16 protein-coding genes are annotated in these 23,285 nt (G+C 38.2%); 15 read left to right on the top strand and 1 reads right to left on the bottom strand.

The window, feature by feature from the left end:
* The 9 genes from JWG40_RS13890 to JWG40_RS13850 all read left to right on the top strand — a co-directional run bounded on the left by JWG40_RS13890 (position 1) and on the right by JWG40_RS13850 (position 15,001).
* Positions 1 to 963, top strand: a complete 963-nt coding sequence (locus tag JWG40_RS13890; RefSeq protein WP_205286389.1) for a Gfo/Idh/MocA family protein — start codon at positions 1 to 3, stop codon at positions 961 to 963.
* Positions 964 to 971: 8 nt separating this feature from the next.
* Positions 972 to 1,529 carry a YqgE/AlgH family protein gene (locus JWG40_RS13885; protein WP_205286655.1) on the top strand — a complete coding sequence of 186 codons (558 nt, stop codon included), beginning with the start codon at positions 972 to 974 and terminating at the stop codon, positions 1,527 to 1,529.
* A gap of 22 nt (positions 1,530 to 1,551) precedes the next feature.
* Complete coding sequence (locus JWG40_RS13880) at positions 1,552 to 2,301, top strand: SDR family NAD(P)-dependent oxidoreductase (RefSeq protein ID WP_205286654.1); 750 nt, start codon at positions 1,552 to 1,554, stop codon at positions 2,299 to 2,301.
* 178 nt (positions 2,302 to 2,479) lie between these two features.
* Positions 2,480 to 3,904, top strand: coding sequence for a circularly permuted type 2 ATP-grasp protein (locus JWG40_RS13875; RefSeq protein ID WP_205286388.1), 1,425 nt, complete (start codon positions 2,480 to 2,482; stop codon positions 3,902 to 3,904).
* A gap of 10 nt (positions 3,905 to 3,914) precedes the next feature.
* A complete protein-coding gene (locus JWG40_RS13870; protein WP_205286387.1) occupies positions 3,915 to 4,883 on the top strand; it encodes an alpha-E domain-containing protein in 969 nt (322 codons plus the stop codon).
* 2 nt (positions 4,884 to 4,885) lie between these two features.
* The gene (locus tag JWG40_RS13865) at positions 4,886 to 8,143 is read left to right on the top strand and encodes a transglutaminase family protein (protein WP_205286386.1); all 3,258 of its coding nucleotides are present in this window, start codon (positions 4,886 to 4,888) and stop codon (positions 8,141 to 8,143) included.
* Complete coding sequence (locus JWG40_RS13860) at positions 8,144 to 10,678, top strand: circularly permuted type 2 ATP-grasp protein (RefSeq protein ID WP_205286385.1); 2,535 nt, start codon at positions 8,144 to 8,146, stop codon at positions 10,676 to 10,678.
* On the top strand, positions 10,671 to 11,552 hold the full coding sequence (locus JWG40_RS13855; protein WP_205286384.1) for a transglutaminase family protein: 882 nt from the start codon (positions 10,671 to 10,673) through the stop codon (positions 11,550 to 11,552). The genes JWG40_RS13860 and JWG40_RS13855 overlap by 8 nt, the downstream gene beginning before the upstream one ends.
* A gap of 209 nt (positions 11,553 to 11,761) precedes the next feature.
* Complete coding sequence (locus JWG40_RS13850) at positions 11,762 to 15,001, top strand: efflux RND transporter permease subunit (protein WP_205286383.1); 3,240 nt, start codon at positions 11,762 to 11,764, stop codon at positions 14,999 to 15,001.
* 80 nt (positions 15,002 to 15,081) lie between these two features.
* On the opposite strand, the gene JWG40_RS13845 is transcribed toward JWG40_RS13850, so the two are convergent.
* Entirely contained in the window at positions 15,082 to 15,444 is a 363-nt protein-coding gene (locus JWG40_RS13845) for a Spx/MgsR family RNA polymerase-binding regulatory protein (protein WP_205286382.1), read from the bottom strand.
* Positions 15,445 to 15,494: 50 nt separating this feature from the next.
* Here JWG40_RS13845 and JWG40_RS13840 point away from each other — a divergent pair, with 50 nt between their 5' ends.
* From JWG40_RS13840 to JWG40_RS13815, 6 genes are all read left to right on the top strand, one after another.
* The gene (locus JWG40_RS13840; protein ID WP_205286381.1) at positions 15,495 to 16,580 is read left to right on the top strand and encodes a UDP-N-acetylmuramate dehydrogenase; all 1,086 of its coding nucleotides are present in this window, start codon (positions 15,495 to 15,497) and stop codon (positions 16,578 to 16,580) included.
* Between the two features lie 44 nt (positions 16,581 to 16,624).
* Complete coding sequence (gene mltG, locus JWG40_RS13835; RefSeq protein WP_205286380.1) at positions 16,625 to 17,647, top strand: endolytic transglycosylase MltG; 1,023 nt, start codon at positions 16,625 to 16,627, stop codon at positions 17,645 to 17,647.
* Between the two features lie 47 nt (positions 17,648 to 17,694).
* Positions 17,695 to 17,952 carry a hypothetical protein gene (locus tag JWG40_RS13830; RefSeq protein ID WP_205286379.1) on the top strand — a complete coding sequence of 86 codons (258 nt, stop codon included), beginning with the start codon at positions 17,695 to 17,697 and terminating at the stop codon, positions 17,950 to 17,952.
* 157 nt (positions 17,953 to 18,109) lie between these two features.
* A complete protein-coding gene (locus tag JWG40_RS13825) occupies positions 18,110 to 19,396 on the top strand; it encodes a hypothetical protein (RefSeq protein WP_205286378.1) in 1,287 nt (428 codons plus the stop codon).
* A 59-nt stretch (positions 19,397 to 19,455) separates the two neighbouring features.
* Complete coding sequence (locus JWG40_RS13820; RefSeq protein WP_205286377.1) at positions 19,456 to 20,040, top strand: hypothetical protein; 585 nt, start codon at positions 19,456 to 19,458, stop codon at positions 20,038 to 20,040.
* A 107-nt stretch (positions 20,041 to 20,147) separates the two neighbouring features.
* Positions 20,148 to 23,123 carry a TonB-dependent receptor gene (locus JWG40_RS13815; RefSeq protein WP_205286376.1) on the top strand — a complete coding sequence of 992 codons (2,976 nt, stop codon included), beginning with the start codon at positions 20,148 to 20,150 and terminating at the stop codon, positions 23,121 to 23,123.
* Positions 23,124 to 23,285: the final 162 nt, after the last annotated feature.

The following is a 23,285-nucleotide window of genomic DNA, read 5'->3' as shown; positions in this document are numbered from 1 at the left end:
ATGGAGAAAAAAGTCCGACTCGGAGTCATTGGTACTGGCCATATGGGCCAATACCACGTAAACGTTGCCAAACAGCTTTCAGATGCTGAACTCATCGGGATATTTGATGCTAACTTGGAACGGGCCGCTCAAATTGCTGAAAAACACAAAACAAAAGCGTTCCCTACTGTGGAGGAATTGTTAAAGGAAACAGATGCTATCGTCATTGCAGCACCAACTTTCCTGCATCATAAAATCGCCAAACAAGCATTAACTGAAAAGAAGCATGTTTTGGTCGAAAAACCCATTTCACAAACGGTAGAAGAAGCGAAAGAACTGGTAAATTTGGCAAAACAAAACAACTTGATTTTGCAAGTCGGCCATGTGGAACGATTCAACGGAGCCGTTTTGGAATTGGGTAAAATTGCAGAACACCCACTCCTCATTGAATCTAGAAGAATTGCTCCCTATAACAGTCGTATTACGGATGTGGGCGTTGTTTTGGATATGATGATTCACGACATTGACATTGTTTTGAACTTGGTAAAATCAGACGTGAAAGAAGTGAAAGCAGTTGGTTCTTCGATTGTATCGAATCATGAAGATATTGCTAGTGTGGTTCTCACTTTTGCCAATGGTTGTGTTGCTTCCTTAAATGCTTCCCGTGCTTCCCAAGCAAAAATTAGAACACTCAATATTTCTCAAAAAGATTCCTATGTATTTTTAGATTTTACCAACCAAGAGATTGAGTTGCATAGACAGGCAAGTTCAACTACTCAGCTTGGAAGTGGAGAAATCAAATACAGACAAGAATCTATTGTGGAAAAAATCTTTGTTCATAAAGATAATCCACTCAAACAGGAACACGAGCACTTTGTTAAGTGTATTAAAGGAGAATCCGAACCGATGGTGAAAGGTGATTCTGATATTCGCACCTTAGAAGTGGCTTATAAAATCCTGGAAGAAATTCACGGCAAAAAATAATGACAGAAATTCCTGATTCAACTCGCGGAAAGTTACTCATTTCCAATTCCAGTGTGATTCAGGATTTTTTTCACAAAACCGTTATCCTTATGGTTGATCATGATGATGACGGTGCTTTTGGTCTGGTTTTAAACAAACCCACCGACCAAACAATGGAATCATTGATAAAAAATCTCCCAGACACTGTTTATTCCAACAAACAAGTGTTTTCTGGTGGCCCGGTAGACAATTTGTTTGTATCTATCATTCATAATGGTAAACAAACAGAAGATCCAGGTGTGGAGATTGTGCCCGGAATTTATATGGCAAGAAGTTTTGATACTATGGTTGAAGTTCTTTCCTCTGATCAGATTCAGTTTCGAGTTTTGCAAGGATATGCAGGTTGGTCGTCCGGCCAATTAGAAAGTGAGTTTGACAGGTTGTCTTGGGTTGTCTCTGACCAGGTCGATGAATCCATTGTTTTTCGGGAAGACGATCCTGAAGTTGTTTGGCGAGAGGCCCTTCGCAGCAAAGGTGGGATCTATAAATACTTTGTTGACCATACAAAAGATCCTTCTCTCAATTGATCCACTCGCTAAAATTGCCGATATGAAACTAGCTTCTAAAAAGATTGTTTTGAGTTCGGGTTCTTCTCCTTTGGGAAAAGAACTTTTGCCATTACTTCTTTCGGAAGGTGCTCTTGTGGTAGTAGGTGATTCCAACCCAGAAGAAATTCCAAATCATCCCAATTTACAAAAGTATAAAATTGATCCTTCCAAACCGGACCAAATGGAACGTTTGATTGAATCAGCCATTGAAACTTTAGATAAAATTGATGTTTTTATTTTAAATTCAGAACAAATCACTTATGCAGAAGATGAAAAAGAAGATTGGAACAAACTAAAGGCACTTTTTCATTCGAACACACTCGCTCCGATTTACACAGTGCAGCGTTTGACTAATTTAATTTCCGTCGGCCTCCACATTATTGTTGTTAGTTCAGATTTAACCAAAATTCCTACACCTGGATTTGGTTTGTATGGATCGACAAAGTCCGCTTTGGATTATTTTTGGGATTCTTTTCGTAAACAAATGGGAAGGGAATTTCGATTTTCGAGAGTCATTGCTCTCGAGCCAAAACTTTCCGATCCAAAACGGCTGGCCGGTCGAGTGTTGCAATCAGTCCTACGTCCGAAAAAGAGAAGGTATGAGCATTTTTCTCAGCTGGGAAATCTGTTTTTGTTAAAATTTTTACCTTTTCTACATTTTTTCAGAACCTTAGTCTATGGAATCCGGCTAAAAAAAGAGAAAAAGAAGAAAATTTCTCCAGATGATTTGGCTCCATCCACTGAAAACTAATCATTCCGTACTGCTTGTAAACACTCAGATTCCTTCTTTTCCTCAAATGCTTAATTTATAAACAATAAATTCCCATCCCCTAACCTTGTTATGTCGGATGAGCCTAGAATCCATCCTTTTGGGTCATATCTTCCATTTGGTACAAATATTGCTAACAAAGTAAGCAGAGGGTGCCCCTATGTTTATCGCCGACTATAGTGCAAAAAATATATATGATGAGATGTTTTCTAACGAAGGTTATCCGCGTAAAAGTTACGATTTTGTAAAAACAAAAATGGAGAGTTTGGGTGGGATCGAACTAGTAAAACGAAGTGGTTCTGCGGAAAGGGCTCTCATGTCACTTGGGATCACCTTTACTTTGTATGGTGATGGTGGTGAACAAGAACGGATTATGCCGTTTGATGTCATTCCTCGGATTGTTCCCAGTGAAGAATGGGTGAGTTTAGAAAAAGGACTCAAACAAAGAATCCAAGCACTCAATTTATTTTTAACAGATATTTATGGCGAAGGAAAAATTCTCAAAGATAAAATTATCCCTCGGGATATGATTGAGTCTAGTTCTGGATATCTCAAACAGTGTATTGGTTTGAAACCGCCCAAAGATATTTGGATTCATATTACAGGAACGGATTTGGTAAGAGATGGTGCCGGCGCCTTTCATGTGTTAGAAGATAATCTTCGCTGTCCTTCTGGTGTCTCTTACGTTTTAGAAAATCGTGAGGTGATGAAACGAACCTTTCCTGAACTTTTTGAAAAGTTAAACATTCGTCAAGTTTATGATTATCCTTACCATCTTCGTTCTATGTTGGAAAACCTAACAGACGTTGTTGATCCAGTCATTGCGGTATGGACACCAGGTGTTTATAACTCTGCTTATTACGAACATAGTTTTTTAGCACAAAAGATGGGTGTGTACCTTGTAGAAGGATCGGATCTCATTGTAGAAAATCATAAAGTCTTTATGAAAACGACCAAAGGCCTTCGTAAAGTAGATGTGATCTATAGAAGGATCGATGATACATTTATGGACCAAGCGAGTTTCCGACCTGACTCTCTGTTGGGAGTAAAGGGAATCTTTGAAGCATTCAAAAGAGGAAATGTAGCACTCGCCAATGCACCTGGAACTGGGGTCGCCGACGACAAAGTCATTTATTCCTATGTTCCTAAGATCATTAAATACTACTTAGGTGAAGAGCCAATCATTCCAAATGTTCCTACATATCTTTGTTCGGAAGGCCCTGATTTACAATTTGTTTTGGAAAACATCCATAACTTAGTTGTGAAAGCTGCCAATGGCGCTGGTGGGTATGGAATGATCATTGGTCCAAAATCAACCAAACAAGAGCAGGAAGATTTTAAGGAACTTATCAAAGCAGATCCTAGAAATTATATTGCCCAACCAGTTTTAAACCTTTCTACAGTTCCAACGCTTATTGCAGATAAAATCGAATCAAGACACGTTGATCTTAGGCCGTTCATTCTGTACGGTAAGGATATTTATGTCATGCCGGGTGGACTCACTCGCGTGGCGCTTCGCAAAGGATCCCTAGTGGTCAATTCATCCCAGGGAGGCGGTTCAAAAGACACCTGGGTTCTAGGATAAGGATAATTATATGTTAAGCCGAGTTGCAGAATCAGTTTTTTGGATGAATCGATATATCGAGAGAGCAGAAAACTACTCAAGGTTTATCGATGTCAATCATCAGTTATCTTTGGATTTAAATGAACAAGTTCCGAACCAATGGTTGCCACTTGTGCACACAACAGGTGATGTTGAGTTGTTTGAGAAAAGATACTCAGAACCAAGTCCATTGAATGTCATACGGTTTATGACTTTTGATGAAGAGAATCCCAATTCTATATTCCAATGTCTTTCTAGGGCGAGAGAAAATGCTCGCACCATTCGAGAAAATATCTCTACCTCCATGTGGGAAGTATTGAATGAGTTTTATCTTTTAATTAAAAACTATCGTAAGGTTTATATGGAATCTGCGGAATTCCATGGAGATACAGTTTCCATGGATTTGTCTGAGTTTTTAAGTACGGTTAGAAAGAGCTGTCAAAGTTTTTATGGATGTTCGGATGCTACCATTTCTCATGATGAAGTTTGGAATTTTTCACTTCTTGGAAGATTTTTGGAACGTGCGGATAAAACAACAAGAATCCTCGATATGAAGTATTTCATTTTACTTCCTTCAGTTCACGATGTGGGCTCTACCTTAGATTTATTACAATGGTTATCGTTACTAAAGTCTGCATCTGCACATGAGATGTACAATCAGAAATACAAACGAGTGGATCCAACAGATATTGCTGAATTTTTGATTTTAAATGAAACCTTTCCAAGATCTATATTCTTTTGTTTACAAGAGATGCAAGAAGCTTTGGAAAAAATTTCTGGAATCAAAGAAGGTTTACCCCGTAATTTAGCTCAGGATGCAACCACAGTTTATATGAATCGGTTGAGGTCAGAAAATATTAAATCTATTTTTGATAAAGGCCTACATGAGTACCTAGATGACATTCAAATTGAATTGAATGACATTGGCGCAAAAATCGTGGAACGATTTTTTACAAACTAACTATGAGTATACGAGTTGCATTATCACATATCACAACCTACCAATATGACAAGTCGATCAAACTATCACCACATGTAGTAAGATTAAGACCAGCCCCACATACAAAAAATCATATTGTTTCTTACTCCTTAAATATACTACCGGAGCAGAAATTTCTAAATTGGCAACAAGATCCGTTTGGGAATTATTTGGCTCGATTAGTATTCCCAGAGAAAACTAATATTTTGCAAGTAGCGGTTGACTTAGTTACTGACTTAAAGGTAATCAATCCTTTTGATTTTTTTGTCGAAGAGTATGCAGAAAATTTTCCATTTACTTATGATAAAGTTTTAAAAAAGGAATTAGCCCCCTATTTAAAAGTCAAAAAACCAGGGAAATTACTCGCATCGTACCTCAAAACAATTGATATCGAACCAAAAAGGATCGTTGAGTTTTTAGTAGCTGTAAATGCAAAAGTATACTCTGACGTTGGTTATGTGATCCGGATGGAACCTGGAATCCAACCACCTGAATTGACATTATCTTCTCGTATGGGTTCCTGTAGAGACTCAGCCTATTTACTTGTCCAAATACTTAGAAATTTGGGGCTAGCAGCAAGGTTTGTATCTGGATATTTAATTCAATTGAAAGCGGATGTAAAATCTTTAGATGGTCCTTCAGGTGCAGAGTCAGATTTTACTGACTTACATGCTTGGGCGGAAGTGTATATCCCCGGTGCTGGATGGGTTGGTCTTGATCCAACCTCTGGTCTTTTCACAGGAGAAGGCCATATTCCTTTGGCGGCAACTCCAGAACCAGAATCGGCTGGACCTATTTACGGTTTTGCTGAAAAAGCAAAATTAGAATTTTCTTTTCATATGAGTGTGGAGAGGGTTTTAGAAACACCCAGAGTCACCTTACCTTACCAGGATGATGATTGGAGCCGTATTGTTCGGTTAGGTGATTCCATTGACAAACGAATCAAAAAAAATGATATCAGACTTACCATCGGTGGAGAACCTACCTTTGTTTCTACTGAAAATCCTGAAGCTCCTGAATGGAATTTTGACGCCTTAGGTTTTGAAAAATATTCCAAATCGGAACAGTTGATCAAAAAATTGAGCAAACACTTTGCACCCGGTGGACTACTTCAATATGGGCAAGGGAAGTGGTATCCGGGGGAACCTCTTCCACGATGGGCAATGATTTCCTATTGGCGGAAAGATGGGGAGCCTATCTGGAACAATCCTTATTTACTCGCAGATGATCGTTATACGGGGTCGGCCACAACAGAAGATGCCAGAAGATTTATCAGCGCACTCGGTGAGTATCTTCGAGTTCCAACAATATCGATTCATACAGCTTACGAAGATAATTTGTATTACCTTTGGCAAGAAGCAAATTTACCGGCGGAAACAGAATCTATATTAGATGATTTGAATACTTATGATGAAATGGAACGGAAAAGAATTCTCAAAGTAGTTGATTCTGGTTTGCACCGCGAAGTAGGATATACACTTCCTTTAGATTATGACATAGCCAATCAGTCTTGGACATCGGATGAATGGGTTTTTCGAAGAGGAAAGATGTATTTGATTCCCGGAGATTCACCTATAGGATTAAGGCTTCCCTTACATTCCTTAAGTGGAAAACAAGCACCTACATCCCCTGAAGATCCAGCCGCTCCCAAACCAGACCTTCCGAAAGCAAGGGAATTGGGCCAGTCACCATTTTTTACAACTACAGTAAGTTATGTGGCATCAGAAGAACGAACGCGCACAGCTCTCTGTGTAGAACCTAGAAATGGAAACATTAGAGTATTTTTACCACCGATCAAATCATTAGAGGGTTGGCTACGTTTGATTTATGCAATTGAACAAACGGCCCTTGCTACAGACATTCCGATTGTATTGGAGGGTTATGAAGCTCCACACGATCCAAGGTTAAATCGTTTTAAAATCACTCCTGATCCTGGGGTCATTGAAGTTAATTTCCATCCCTCCTCTTCTTTTGGAGAGATTGTAGAAAAAACAAAAATCCTTTATGAGGAAGCGCACCAACTTCGTTTGACGGCAGAAAAATTTTTGATGGATGGTCGCCATTCTGGTACCGGCGGGGGAAATCATATCACTTTAGGCGGTGCGTCTGTTAGTGACAGCCCTTTTTTACGTAAACCTTCGCTTTTACGAAGTTTGGTGGCTTATTGGCAAAATCATCCAGGACTTTCCTACTTATTTTCTGGCATGTTTATTGGTCCCACTTCACAATCACCTAGGATTGATGAGGGTAGAAATGATTCTTTACATGAATTAAAAATTGCATTCCAACAAATTGATTCTAGTAAACATACTTCACCTTGGATGTTAGATCGAGTGTTAAGGAATATCTTAATAGATATAACCGGAAATACACATCGCACAGAAATTTCTATTGATAAACTTTTTGATCCAGGTTCACCTACGGGGCGATTAGGACTTATCGAAATGCGGGCTTTTGAGATGCCGCCTCATTACCAAATGAGTGTGATTCAACAAGCATTTATGATGGCAATTGTTTGTCGGTTTTGGGAAGATCCTTATTATGGAAATCCGGTGAATTGGAGTACGGATTTACATGACCGATTTATGTTGCCGTACTTTGTTTATCGCGATTTTAAAGAAGTCATCCAAGATTTACAAAATAGTGGGTTTGGATTTTTATCAAAAGACTTTGATCCATTTTTTGAATTTCGATTTCCGCAATATGGAATTTGTTATTTGGATGGTATGGAGATTGAATTGCGTATGGCCTTGGAGCCTTGGAACGTTCTTGGCGAAGAAAATACAGCGCAGGGAACATCACGCGGTGTGGATTCAGCAACGGAACGAGTCCAAGTTAAGGTAAAAGGTTTTCATCCTGATAGATATCGATTGAGTTGCAATGGGTACGAAGTTCCGCTACAAGCAACATCGGTTCATAATGAATATGTTGCTGGCGTAAGGTTCAAAGCATGGACTCCTGTTTTTACTTTACATCCACATCTGCCCGCACAACAGTCATTGGTATTCGATGTTTACGATACATGGAATCATAGAGCCCTTGGTGGATGTACATATCATGTATCGCATCCAGGAGGGTTGTCTTACCAAACCATTCCTATCAATGGATACGAAGCGGAATCCCGTAGGATCTCTCGTTTTTGGACCCATGGCCATAAGATTGGAAAAAGTTTACCACCAGTTCGATTGGAAAATAAAGCCTTTCCATCAACATTGGATCTTAGGATGGTAACAATCAAATAGATGATGACCCAAGATCCTTATCATTTAATCGGAAATTATAGAACCATTCCTGGAGTTTATGATGAACTCTATGATGCAGACGGTCAAATTCGAAACAAATATAAGTTCTTAGTCAAATCCTTCCAAGAATTAGGACCTGCAGAACTAGTCAATCGACGACGTGATACGGATCGAATCCTCCGTGAAAATGGCGTCACATACAATCTATACCAAACTGACTCACCGGAAGCAAAAGAAAGGCCTTGGGATTTGGATTTGTTCCCTTTGGTTATGGAAAGTGAAGAATGGCGAGTGTTGGAAAGAGGTCTCAACCAACGTGCAGATTTATTAGATGCACTTGTAAGAGATGTCTATTCCAAAAGAAGACTGTTACATGAAAAAAAAATTCCGCCTGAAATTCTTTTTAATGAAACTTCCTTTTTAAGAGCATGTGATGGTATGTATGATTCCAACCATTTCTTGGCGAGGAATCCTGCTCTATTGTTTTTTGTTTGTGATCTAATTCGTGCTGCTGACGGAAATTTTTATGTTTTGAATGATAGAGTGCAAGCTCCCTCTGGTTCCGGATATTCACTTGAAAATCGTATTGTTCTCTCCCGAATTTTCCCCAGTATGTACCGCGATGCAATGGTGCATCGAGTTGCAGTTTATTTTCGTTCTTTACGGAAGTCGTTGTCTCAGCTTGCGGGCGTTATTGGGCGCGAACCAGTAATTGTATTACTAACACCAGGACCATCTAACGAAACTTATTTTGAACATGCTTATCTTGCAGGTTACCTTGGTTATACTTTAGTACAAGGTGGTGACCTAACTGTAAGAAAAAATAAAGTTTATATGAAAACCGTAGAAGGTTTACAACAGATTGATTTGATTTTACGAAGAGTCGATGATGATTTTATGGATCCACTCGAACTAAGGGGAGATTCATTGTTAGGTGTTCCAGGACTTTTGGAATCAGTTCGTTCCGGAAACGTAAAAATTGCTAATCCCATAGGAACAGGATTTTTAGAAAACCGCGCTCTTTTACCTTTTTATTCAGATTTATGCCGTTTTTATTTAGGTGAAGATTTGATTCTTCCCATGGCACCAACTTACTGGATGGGAACACCACACCATTTTCAATTGGTCTTACAAAATCCTGAAAAGTATGTTTTTAAAACAGTTTCTCGGACGGATGAAGAAAAACCAGTCACCTTTATTGAACTAAGTGGCGACAGAAAGGATTCCTTTTTGTATAAACTAAAATTATCTCCCAATCGTTTTATTGCCCAAGAGATGATAGCATCGGCTACTGTTCCTGTGTTAGGTGAAAATGGATTTCGTCCCGGCCGCGCCATTATGAGAACCTTTGTTTCTTCTTCAGGATCGGGTTATCAAACCATGGCAGGTGGATTGGTGAGAGTATCTCCTTCTTTAGATGATTTTTTTATCACCAGCCAAAGAGGAGCTTGGAGTAAGGATTTATGGGTTCTCGCAACAGAAACTCAAAAAGAAGAATCGCTACTAGTTCCGAAGTCAGACCAAGTTTTGATTTCAAGAAAAAGTTCCGGAGTTCCAAGCCGCGTGGCAGACAATCTGTTTTGGTTGGCTCGTTATTTGGAACGATCGGAAAACCAAACGCGAGTCATACGAGAGGCTACTTATAAAATTTTACAAGTGGAAGATGGTTACGAAAGAGAATCATTGGAAAATTCGTTAAAACTCGTGACTCATGTAACCAATAGTTATCCTGGGTTTATCGGCGATGATGCGGGAGACCTATTTTTAAATCCTTTTCCTGAACTCCAACGATTGACTACAAACCGTCAGGTTGTCGGTAGTTTGGCATTTCATTTGCGAAGTTTGGTGATGGCTTCTAAATCAGTTCGCGATCGTCTTTCTGAAGATATGAAAAAGATTTTATTGCAGTTGGAAGATCAATCTAATCACGAAATTGAATCTTATGATCAGATTATCGATTTTTTACAAAAGATAGTGGTGAACTTATCTTCTCTAACAGGTTTATCATTTGAAAATATGAGCCGGGAAGCTGGTTGGTATTTTCTTAACCTCGGCCGACGAATTGAACGATCGATCAATATGATTTTGATGTTACAAGGAATGATTCGTTGGGATAGTTTTAGAGACAAAGCTTCTTTCGAAACTTTTTTACGTATTAATGATATTCGATTAACATACAATAGACGATATAGTGGAAAAATTGATCAGGAATCGGTATTAGATATTTTGTTATTTGATACAACCAATCCAAGATCATTTGCATACCAGTTAGAACAAATCAATTCAGACATACAGTTTTTACCTGGAAAGGATGACAAAGTTGTGTACTCAGAAGATCGAGCCGCATTACAATTGTATACTCATTTTAAGATGAAAGATATATCCATTTTCTTTGAGTTGGAAAATCCTTTAGAATCAGTGTCCGTTTGGTTAGAGGAATTACATACTTACTTGAAGCAACTATCCGAAGCATTGTCATCACGATACTTCAACTATACCGAAGAACAAACTAGGATCGGTGATGGAAATGGCTGATTTTAAAGTGATCCATAAAACTAAATATAGTTATGATGATACAGTTGCTTATTGCCATAATATGGCTCATATGTATCCGTTGACATCATCTCATCAGGATTGTTTTAGAACTCATGTGACCGTTAATCCCAAACCGGTAGTATCTTCCTTTCGAAGAGATTATTTTGGAAATCAAGTATTTTTATTTTCTGTTGAGGACCCACATCGTTTTTTAGAGGTCGTTGTTGAGTCAACGGTTCGGACACATCATTCCTTGGGCTTAGATTTAAATAAATCTACACCATGGGAAAATATATACTCGCTCATTCATGAATCCACTTTAGATGCGGATCTTTTATCTATTGAATACATTCAGCCTTCATCGTTCATTGCTGCAAAAGAAAGTTATTCAGAGTTTGCTCGGATGTTTTTTACAAATGGGAAACCTGTTTTTGTTGGTGCCTTGGAAATGACGAGTTATATTTATCAAACATTCCAATACGATCCAAAGGCAACAAGTATCAATACTCCAATTGACCAAATCCTTTATGAAAGGAAAGGTGTCTGTCAAGATTTTTCACATTTGATGATTGCCGCATTACGTTCATTAAAGATTCCTACTCGTTATGTGAGTGGTTATTTGGAAACTTTACCTCCGCCTGGGACTCAGAAATTACAAGGAAGTGATGCAACTCACGCATGGGTTTCTGTTTATTGTCCTACGTTTGGATGGATAGATTTTGATCCTACCAATGGTAAAATCATTACAGAAGAATATATTATAACGGCCGTTGGGCGAGACTATGCTGATGTTTCTCCTTTGAAAGGAATTTTGTTCGGTGGTGGAAAACATAAACTCAAAGTAGAAGTGGATGTAATCCGTGAACAAATATGAACTTTTGGGCAGAATTTTTCTGAAGAAGTGAATTCTCCTGGAGGGACTTGAGTCTTTGTGATAGAAGGAAGCCATTGGGTGGCGGGTCTAGTTCCCCACCCTGAATCGGGCGGGGATACCAATATCCCATCTGTACCATCCCGCTTTTTAACTTCCAATCAAATTCCTCAATTTAATCATTACATCTGATACCTATTTAAGGACTCATCATGATAGAAAAAATAGTTTACTTATCTATAAAATACAAAATTTCAGTTTTAGTTGCTACAGGTATTTTTTGTCTCATTGGTTTAGCGAATGCATTAAAACTTCCCATCGATGCTGTTCCCGATGTTACAAATGTTCAGGTAACTGCCGTTACTTCATCACCTGCCTTAACTCCCTTCGAAGTAGAACAGTTTATCACTTATCCAATTGAATTGGAACTTAATGGAATTCCTGGTGCTACAGAGATTCGTTCTATCTCTCGAGCTGGAGTGAGTTCTGTTTCGGTTATTTTTGAGGATGGAACAGATATCTGGTTTGCTCGTCAGCTTGTGAATGAACGTCTTAAACTTGTCGATTCAAAGATTCCAGTGGAGTATGGTCGACCGGAATTGGCGCCTGTAGCCACTGCTCTTGGTGATATTTATGAGTTCATTTTAACTTCAGACAAACATGATGAAACAGAGCTACGAAGTTATATCGATTGGGATCTCTCAAAAAAAATCAAAAGTGTTCCAGGTGTGATTGAAGTAAACACACTGGGAGGTTCTTTAAAACAATATCAGGTATTGATTGACCCACGCAGGTTGCAGTCACACAATCTGACAATTTCTGAAATCATTGATAATTTAAAATCTGCAAATTTCAATACCGGAGGAGGTTATGTCCAAAAAGATTATGAACAATTAGTGATACGTGGGGAAGGCCAATTTGAAGGTATCGAAGAGATCAAACGTGTTGCTGTCAGAACAGCAAAAGATGGCATCCCTCTTCTTCTCGGGCAAATTGCAACAGTAAAAGAAGGACCTGCATTACGATTTGGGATAGCGACAAAAGGAAGCAAGGAAGTGGTCGCAGCAACAGTCATCATGTTACTTGGCCAAAATTCAAGAGATGTTGTCACTAGCGTTAAATCTAAAATTAACGAAATCACAAAAACATTACCAAAAGGAATGAAAATCGAATCCTTTTATGATCGATCGGAATTTATCAATCGAGCTTTAAAAACAGTTTTTATCAATCTAACAGAAGGTGCAGTTTTAGTATTTTTGGCTTTGATTTTTACCCTAGGAACTGCAAAAGGTGGAGCCCTTGTGGCAATGGCAATACCTGTTTCAATGTTAGTTGCTGTGATTTTTATGAAACAAATTGGAGTTGTCGGGAATTTAATGTCTTTAGGTGCATTAGACTTTGGACTACTTGTAGATGGTTCGATTGTAATGTTAGAATCGGTGTTAGCTGGTTTTTATATCGGAAGAAAAAAATTCAACCATCCCATGAATTTAGAGGATATCCAAAAAGCCACAGAAGAGATTATCAGAGAAAGATGCCAGAGAGTTGGAAAGGCAGCGGTTTTTTCCGTTGCTATTATTATGTTAGTTTATCTACCATTAATGGTGCTAGAAGGGGTAGAAGGCAGAATGTTTCGACCCATGGCAATTACCGTTGCTTTAGCTCTTGCCAGCGCACTTGTGTATTCAATTACCGTGTTTCCAGCTAGTTTAGCTTTATTTTATAAAAAACCATTCATTCACAAGGCTCATGCTTGGGAAAAAATTGAAGAATACTATGTTAGGTTACTTGATTGGGGATGGTTACGTAAAAAGAAGATTTTACTATTTTCGTTTCTGTTGGTTATTTTTTCCTTTTTCTTAGGTTCTTATTTAGGTTCTGAATTTTTACCACGGATTGATGAAGGGGAAATTGAAATAGATGCGAAACGCCTTCCTTCTACAGCTATTGATTATTCTCGAGATTTAAATCAAGAAATAGAAAGAGTTTTAAAGCCATATCCTGAGATTGCAAGTGTTGTATCGCGTGTTGGTCGAGGCGAATCGGCAGCGGAACCTTTGGGTACTGAAGAGACTTCAGTTATGGTTAAACTAACCCCAAAATCAGAGTGGAAAAATGCCTCGAATCGGGAAGAACTCATGGATGTATTAAAAGTGAGTCTTACAAAATCAATTCCAGCAACTTATTTTAGTATGTCACAGCCGATAGAGAATCGAGTGAATGCACTATTAACAGGATCAAAGGCTGATGTGGTTTTAAAAATATATGGTGATGATTTAAAAGAGCTCAAACTACAAGCGGACCAATTAGCTTCTGTGTTAAGTAAAATCCCAGGAACTGGAGACCTTCGGGTGCAAAGAGTTTTGGGTTTACCGATGTTGCAAGTCAATACCAATTACGACAAGATGGCTCGGTATGGAGTATCTGCTTCTGAAATTTTGAGAACAGTGGAAATGATGAGAATAGGATCTACTGCGGGTAAAATATTCGAAGGCGCTAGAAGATTTGATCTTGTACTCAGATTAGATTTAGAAGCTAAAGATATTGAATCAGTAAGAAACATTCCGATCATGTCAACAACAGGGGCAACAATCCCCTTGGCTCAAGTGGCTGATATTGAAATTTTAGACTCTGCTTCCGCTATTTACCGAGAAGGTTTGAAACGTAGAATTTTCGTAGAAGTAAATATTCGTGGTAGAGACCTTGTCGGGTACATTAATGAAGCAAAAGAAAAAACAAAAATCATTTCAGATTCATTGCCATTTGGATATGAATTGGAATGGGGTGGACAGTTTGACAATTTTGTTCGAGCAAGAGATCGATTAGTGTTAGTTGTTCCCGTTGCCTTGGCCATCATTTTTATTATGCTCGTAATAGCATTTAACAGTAGTTATTATGCACTCGGTGTATTTTCTGTTGTTCCTCTTGCCGCAGCAGGAGGAATCCTTGGACTGTTGATTAGGGGTTTGCCATTCAGTATTCCAGCAGCAGTTGGATTTATCGCCGTCAGTGGAATTGCAGTACTCAATGGAGTGGTCTATGCATCGACATTAAAAGATGAAATTGAATCAGGCGTTGATGTTAAAAAAGCAGTTATTACCTCTGGAATTTTATCACTTAGGCCAGTGCTCACAACAGAATTTATTGCTGCGATTGGTTTTTTACCTATGGCTATTTCAAGTATGGCAGGTGCAGAAGTCCAAAGACCTTTGGCAACGGTTGTGATCGCGGGTGTATTGGTAGCTACCGCTCTTTCTAGATTGGTTTTACCAATGGTAATGGAATTTCTTTTGACTCTGGATAAAAACAATAAAGAGAAAAAAGAAAAGAAAAAAATTCATCGTAAAAGCGAAATGATCCAAGTATACTTTGAAGACGACTCAGAAAAAGATACAATGCCTACTTCTGAATTGGTTAAGAAAGAATCCAAAAGAAAAAACATGAATAGCTGAAGAGAATAGAATTTCTAAATCGGGTTCAGTTCCCCACTCACAAACGGGGTGGGGATATTCCGATTCGCACACCACTTCTCCTACCCCAACTTTTCCTTCCACTCCTCTTCCTTAAAACCCACCAAAAACCAACCATCCCCGACGACAAAAGGCCGTTTGACCAAATTTCCGTTAGCTGAAAGTTCTTTATAAATTTGTTCTTCTGTAAGAGCCCCTAATTTTTCTTTCCAGTTCCCCTCGCGATAATCTTTTCCTGAAGTATTAAAAAGTCTTTTAATATCACCTAAGTATTGTTTTGCTTTTTTCAATTCGGTGACAGTGGGGGGAGTTTCGCGAATGGGAATTTGATTGAATTCTACTTTTTTAGATTTCAAATACTTGAGGGCATTGCGGCAGGTACTGCATCCAGAATATTCGTAAACTTTGGGATTGGAACGACTCATAAGACTGATTTTCTTACTTACGATTTTTGCGGAAACTTTTTATTGGAACTATGTTGGTTCAGAACGATATTCCCTTGGCTCCATTCACAACATTCCAATTGGGTGGTGCGGCAAAATTCTTCATTTCGATTAAGACAGCTGAAGACTTAAGCCATGCCTTAGAATTTTGTAAAAAGGAAAACCAGCCTCTTTTTATTTTAGGGGGAGGTTCCAACACAATATTTCGGGATTCTGGTTTCCCTGGAGTTGTCCTTCAAATGCAAATCCCCGGCATTCGATGTTTAGATGCGAATGATAGCCATACAATTTTTCAAGTAGGAGCGGGTGTTTCCTGGGATCATTTTGTTGAGTATACAGTAAAACAAGGATTAGCTGGAGTAGAGTGTCTTTCCGGAATTCCCGGTTCTGTCGGTGCATCTCCCATTCAAAACATTGGAGCTTACGGTCAAGAAGCCAAAGATTCTATTTTAAAAGTAGAATGTATGGATCCATCTGGAGATATCATAATCATATCCAATAAGGATTGTAAATTTCGCTATCGAAATAGTGAGTTTAAATCTGGAATCTATAAAGATTATATAGTCCTATCAGTTACATTCCAATTATCTAAATTACTTCCCCCTTGTTTACGATACCCTGAAGTGCAAAAAGCCTGGGAAAATCATAATTCAAAAGAATCGTCACAAGAGATACCTGACTCTGAGCTAAGAATATTTCGGATGGAAGCAGTTAGGAATTTAGTCATTCAACTGAGAAAGAAAAAATCAATGGTGTTAGATGAAAATGATCCAAACACACGTTCTGCGGGTTCATTTTTTACCAACCCCATTCTATCCGATGGGGAAACAGATCATTTCTTGGAAACCGCAAAAAAACTTGGATTTGGAAATCCACCGGTGTATCCAGAATCTCTGGGATTTAAAAAACTTTCTGCCGCATGGTTGATAGAAAACTCCGGTATTCAAAAAGGAAGGAAATATCCAGGGGGAGTGGGGATCTCAGAGAACCATTGTTTGGGTCTAATCAATATAGCCGGAACAACTTCCGCACTTTTGGAAATGGCAGAATCGGTCAAAAAGAGTGTATTTGAAAAATTTTCCGTTCATTTAGAAATGGAACCGGTCGTAAGGCCCTAAAAAAGATTTGGTAATTGTCGATATAACAAGAGAATGGGGATGGAATGAACTCGAAACTTAAAAAATACCTGATTCTATCAGGACTTGGTGTTTCCTTACTACTGGTTTTGGCTTTGATTGGTTTTTTCGTGATAGATGAAATCAAAGGGGGGGCCGTTGGTGATGGTCAAAATAAATACGAACTCATCATCGATTCAGGAGAACCATCTTCGAGTGTAGTGCGCGAGTTAGCTGCTGCAGGAATGATTAAATCCTCCGTATACTTCAATTATTTGATGAAGTTTACAAGAGCGGGAAACAAAATCAAACAAGGTGTCTATGATATTAATGATGGTATGAGTTCCCGTAAAATTTTAGACGTCATTATCTCAGGAAAAGTAAAACTTGTAAACTTCACTGTACCAGAGGGATATAACAATCGTCAGATTGGTGATTTGTTGGTTTCAAAAAAACTCGCCATTTCACGAGAAGAATTTTTGAAAGTGGCCCAAAGTCAGGCATTACTCACGAAGTACAATATCCCGGCAAAAACATTAGAAGGTTATTTATTTCCAGAAACGTATTCGGTTCCTTTAAATTATCCTTTAGAAAGAATCACAGAGATGATGATCAAACGATTCTATAAAAAATTAGAATCGATTCCGGAAGCAAAAGATATCAAACCGGCAGACCTCCATTTTCGTGTGGTTCTGGCGTCGATTGTAGAAAGGGAAGCTGTAAGAAAAGAAGAAAGGCCGATGATGGCGGGAGTGTTTCTCACTCGCATTGAAAAAAGTATCAATTTGGAATCTTGTGCTACCATCCAGTATTTATTCGATAAACCTAAAAAAAGGTTATTTGAATCGGATCTAAAAATTGTATCTCCATACAATACTTATATCAATGGTGGATGGCCCCCGGGACCCATTTCTAACCCCGGCTTACCAGCATTAGAGGCCTCTTTTAAGCCAATGAAATCAGATAAATTATTTTTCCTTTTAAAACCAGATGGATCTCATTATTTTTCTGCGACCTTCAAAGAACATTTGGACGCAAAAAAGAAATTTATAGATGTTTTGTACCAATAACAAAAAGAGCATTAAAGTTTACAAATAGCATCTAAGAACAATCAACAATGGATGAAAATATAGTTGAACTCAATATCGCTATCGGCGGGATTTCTAAAGAACTTTTGGATGTACAAAAAGCCTTGGACGCCTACCGAGAAAAACAAAAACGTAAAGAGGCCATTGATGAAGAAGCCATTGCCTTTGTTACCAAAGCAGAGCTTGTCATCGATAAAGCGGAAAATGGCGCACTACAACTGACTTCTGACCAAATTCGCCGGATCAAAAGCAACCTTGTAAAAATTTTAGAAAGACTTCAGAAATAGCACTTTAACCAAACCTTAATAAAACCTTCACCAGCTTGTCATCCCTCTGTAACATATAAAGAACATAGTTTCCTGTAGCTAGAGGGAGAATTTTTCCAAGTCCCTTTCGGGAAGACCCGCTAGCCAACAAATTCGATTTATTCGAAGAGGAATTAAAATGAAAAAATTTATCAATAAAAGCCTGGTCTTGGCTCTCATCACTGTGATGGGCCTTGCTACGGTGAATTGTGTGGAAGAAAAAGAGGATAATAATCTTCTTCTTGCAGCTTTGCTGTTTTCTAACCAAGGGATTGCTGGTTCTGATCTTTGCGATGGTGTCGGTGTTCCCACTCCTACTCAAGTGCTTGAAGGAACAATTTCCACTGCTGTTATAGTAAGTGGTTCTGCTTTTTTAAGAGGCACAGTCAACGTAACGAATGGTGGTTCGATTACAGTTCTACCAAAGTCTGTGATTTATGGAGAACGAGGATCTTCCCTTTTCGTTTACGAAGGTGGAACACTCACAGCAGAAGGTACAGCGGCTCAGCCAATCTGTTTCACCTCTGCTTCGTCTGTTGGTTCAAGAGCACCTGGTGATTGGGGTGGCATTGTAGTGATTGGAAATAGTACCTTAAAAGCATTCGGTGCTGCGGGAGTAAATACAAAGAACTCCGAAGGAACAACCCCAAGGCCTTATCCAGGTGGTGTTAACAGTGTCGCAAAGCTTAAATATGTTGTGATAGAATTTGCTGGAAATGAGGTAGCTCCTGGAAATGAATTGAATGGAGTATCTAGTTATACAGTAACGCAAGAAAGTAACTATAACTACGTCCAAATTCATAGACCATTGGATGATGGATTTGAGTGGTGGGGTGGAGACGTAAATGGCTCCCATCTTCTTGTGACTGGTGGGCAGGATGACGACTTTGATGTGGATGAAGGATTCCAAGGTTCTCTTACTCATATCATTGGAGCAAAATATCCAACTTCTTGTGGTGGAACTATTTCATCTGATCCACGAGGGTTTGAACTTGATGGAAATGCAGCTGCAGGAAACGTAGGAACTCCATCTAATCCAACAATCTCCAATTTCACTTCTATTGGTCAGAGTATTGTAGGAAGTATTGGGGTGATGGTTCGTGATAGACATAATGGAATTTTTTCAAAAGGCCTAGTCTATGGTTATCCAGCTCAAAACTTCACTTGTCTTGCTTCATCTATCCCTACTTCCTGGACAGATATAAAGGGACAAGTTGGCATAACGGCTGACCTTACTTGTGGAGCGGTTATGACAAATAATACCGAACTTACTTCAGTTCCTGTAGTTTCACTTGGTAGTATTCCAGAATGCGGAAATGGTGCTAAGCCGGACTTTACTACATCTTTTGGTGATGGTTCTCTTGGTGGAGGTTCGGTTGCAGAAGGTAAATGGTGGGATGGTTGGACTGTTTACCGTAGTAAATAGTAATACCAGATAAAAAATTTCACTTGAGGCTCTGGTGATTTACCAGAGCCTTTTTATTTATGAAACAGAAACTAATTTTAATTATTTTGCTTGGATTGTTAATCACTTCACAATGTAAAAAGGAAACTGCAAAATTACCGGAGCCTGTGTCTGCTGAAAACAACCCTCGGTTAGCAGAAACTAAAAAGATTCTTGAACTTCGAAAATCATCTAACGAAAAGCTTTCGGGTTACCCATCGGTAGAAATTGCAGTTTCAACATTTCTAGATGAAGTATGTATTAAGAAACATAACCAAACCAATCTTAAATCAATTCTGAGTCAAAAAGAACGGGATTTTATACTTTATCCAAATATCTACGGAAGTGGCACTTCTTTGGACGTAACTCCATTGGAAGATTATGATAAATTAATTAAGTCACTGGAAAATCTTGCTATTGAAAAACTTTCAAATTTCAGTTTCGAAAAAGCAGAATTAAAAAATATAAAAATTTTTGTAAAAAGTGTAAAACCATATGGTAAAGCAAATTTTCATAAAATTGGTCTCATTTCACTGAAATCAAAAGGTGAAGAAATTGAAATTACTGAAATCAAAAGCGTACTTGAGTTTAATGGCATTTTTAAAGTGGCAATTTTATCCCCCTAGATTGTTACAATTTTGTAACATAAATTTAAACTGCATGTCATGCAATTGAATGGTGTTTCCATTTACCTTAAACGCTTGTAAATAATTCTCTCCTCAGAGATTCATTTATGAAACATTTAATCACATTATTTCTGGGTTTAGTTATAATTACTTCATCATTGTTTGCCCAGGCAACAGGCTCGATTAGCGGAGTCATTATCGATTCTGAAAATGGTGAGGCCGTTTTTGGTGCCACGATTGTAGTTCGTTCAGAGAAAAAGTTTGCGAAAACTGATTTTGATGGAAAATACTCTTTAGCACTTCCCCCGGGTTCTTACGATGTAGAGTTCCAGATGTATGGTTACGGTCCACAAAAACGAACTGTTTCTATCATTTCGGGCAAAAATCAATCCATCAATGTTACTTTCGGTGCTCAAACTTTAGAGACAGTTGAGGTAAAGGATCGTTCGATCAATAATACTGAATCAGCATTATTGGCACTCCAGAGAAAATCTGCTGCCGTTTCAGACGGTATATCCCAAGAAGCCATTAAAAAAAGTCCAGATTCAAATGCTGGCGATGTAGTTAGGCGGGTAACTGGTATTACCCTCATTGGCGGAAAGTATGTTTTTGTTCGTGGACTTGGAGAAAGATACTCAAATACAGTTTTGAACGAAGTGTTGATTCCTTCAACGGAAGCAGATAAGCGAGTTGTTCCACTTGATATATTTCCTTCGACAATGATAAAAAATATCCGGGTGTTGAAAACATTCGTTCCTGAAGATCCTGCTGAATTTTCAGGAGGATTGGTTAAAATTGAAACTCAAGAATATCCAGACAAATTTCAAATGAATGTTGGTTTAGGAATTGGAAGAAATATGAATACCACAGGTAAAGAGTTTAAGACTTTTGATGCGGTAGATTATTTCGGAAGACCCAATTCAGCTTATCAGCTACCTGGTATTGTCAATTCCTTACCGGCAGCGATGCCTCTTGAGCCTGGGAACCGTTTCGGCGGATTACCACCAGATTTTGTTAATTTATCTGCATTGTCTTTTAACCAACAATGGACTCCTGATACTGGAAAAGCAGGTTATGATAAAAATATTAACTTTTCCGTTGGAAATACGTTCAAACTTACTGAGTCAGGCCAGAGGTTAGGCGTACTTTTTGGTGTTATGCGAAGTGAAGAGTTTAGATTCAGGGACGAAAAAACTGCAAGATACATTAGAAATAATGCAAGTGATTTTAATTTAAAGGAAGCAAACTATCTTTTTCCGATTCAAACTCAAGATTCCAAAATATATAACAAGGACACAAATTTTGCAACAAACTTGAATATAAGTTACGAGATGATGAAAGGCCAACAGATTTATTTAAAAAATCTCTACACAGTAGCTTCTGATACATTGGTTAGAGATTCGTTTGGAAAAAATTTCATAGATAATTTCGAGTTTATTTCTCAAACGGGTGTCGTCACATCCAGGGGCTTATTTAATACTGTTTTGGGAGGTGATCATGCTCTGCAGTTTGGAAGTATGGCCAGACCTCATAAATTAGAATGGAACTTAGCTTACTCACTTGCTACAAGGGATGAGCCAAATTTAACCCAACAAGTTTGGCGTAGGCCTTTACCGGCAAACTTGACTGATCCTTATTTCAAGCTAGGAAATAATCCTGATGGAACTAGATTTTTTTCGAATTCGGAAGATACAGTTAGGCAGGCGAATTTAAAATATTCAATCCCCTTTGAACAGTGGAATGGGCTGAAATCTGAATTAAAAGTCGGTGGGATGGCATTAGATCGTTTTAAAAGTTTTTCATTCAGAGAATTTGGCAATAAGTCAAACGTTGGAACGCGAACAACAGACTATTGGCCAGTACCAGGCGAAATTGTTTATAATCCAACTGAATACATACGAAATTCTTCAGGAGTCGCTAACAAAACTTTTTCTGAACGGCAAATTGAACCAAATGCATATGATGCTGAACAAAAGCTTCATGCTCAATTTGCACAGGTGGATATGCCTCTCATTCCAAAACTTAGGTTTATTGGTGGAGTCAGATTTGAGGATTCATTTCAAAAGGTAAAAACATTTCGGACTCGGGATACATCATCCTTACGAAATGTAGATTATGGATGCGATATTCAAGATGAAAACGTAAGAGTTGCTCTTGTTCGAAATAATATTTGTAGCCAAGACAATAACGGAATAGGTGTTCTCCGAAATCAAGATCGACTTCCTTCTGTCAATATGGTTTGGGAAATGCATAAAGATATGAATCTTCGATTCGGTTATACTCAAACCTTAACGAGACCTGATTTAAGAGAATTATCTCCATTTGGATTTACTCCTTATTTTGGAGCAGATCGTATTTTTGGAAATCCAAACCTAAGAAGAACGTACATTCATAATTATGATGCTAGATATGAATATTATATTACTAATTCTGATTATTTTGGAATAGGTGCATTTTACAAACACATGTCAAATCCAATAGAAATGGTTGGTCTTCCTCAAGCAGGAGGGATTAGTTTTGATTTTTCATATACAAACGCAAAAGAAGCAACGATTCGCGGTATAGAATTTGATTATCGAAAAGAGTTTTTAGACAAGTTCCGAGTAGAGACGAATGTGTTTTTTATAAAATCTCATGTTCAAGTAATTCCCTGGGAGGATTTAGCTCTCGTTAGGGCAGGATTTGTTGATAAACTGAGTAGAGTTGCACTTTATGATCCCACTAATCTTTCAAGATCACTGCAAGGCCAATCAGATTATGTATTCAATATTAAATTTGATTATTTCTTGACTTCAAAAAAGAATCAAACAATCGGCGCCTATTATAATTTCTTCGGGGATCGTATCTATGCCGTCGGAACCAGCGGAAACCCAGATGCAATTGAACGAGGAGTAGGTATAACAGATATTGTTTATACTTACAAGCATGATGATCGTTTGGATTTCAAAGCCGCAGCTAAGAATATTTTTGATACTAGGTTTAAGGTCTATCAAAGAAGTGAGCTTACAGGTGAAGACTTATTGTTCTATTCTTATCGAATGGGTGTAACCTTTACAGTAGCCGCGACATATAAGTTTTTCTAAAATTTAGATTATCATCATTTGAATGAAGAAGTAAGAACAATGGAGGACTGATAAAGAATCATCCTCCAAGAAAATGGAATTCAAACCATTGCTGGAATTATTTAATTACAATTATTTTGAATCTTTGGCAAACCGAGATAACGGAAGGCTAGTTTTTTAAAC

This window comes from Leptospira abararensis (assembly GCF_016918735.1).
Lineage (GTDB): Bacteria > Spirochaetota > Leptospiria > Leptospirales > Leptospiraceae > Leptospira_A > Leptospira_A abararensis.
This window is presented reverse-complemented; position numbering and strand designations above follow the sequence as displayed.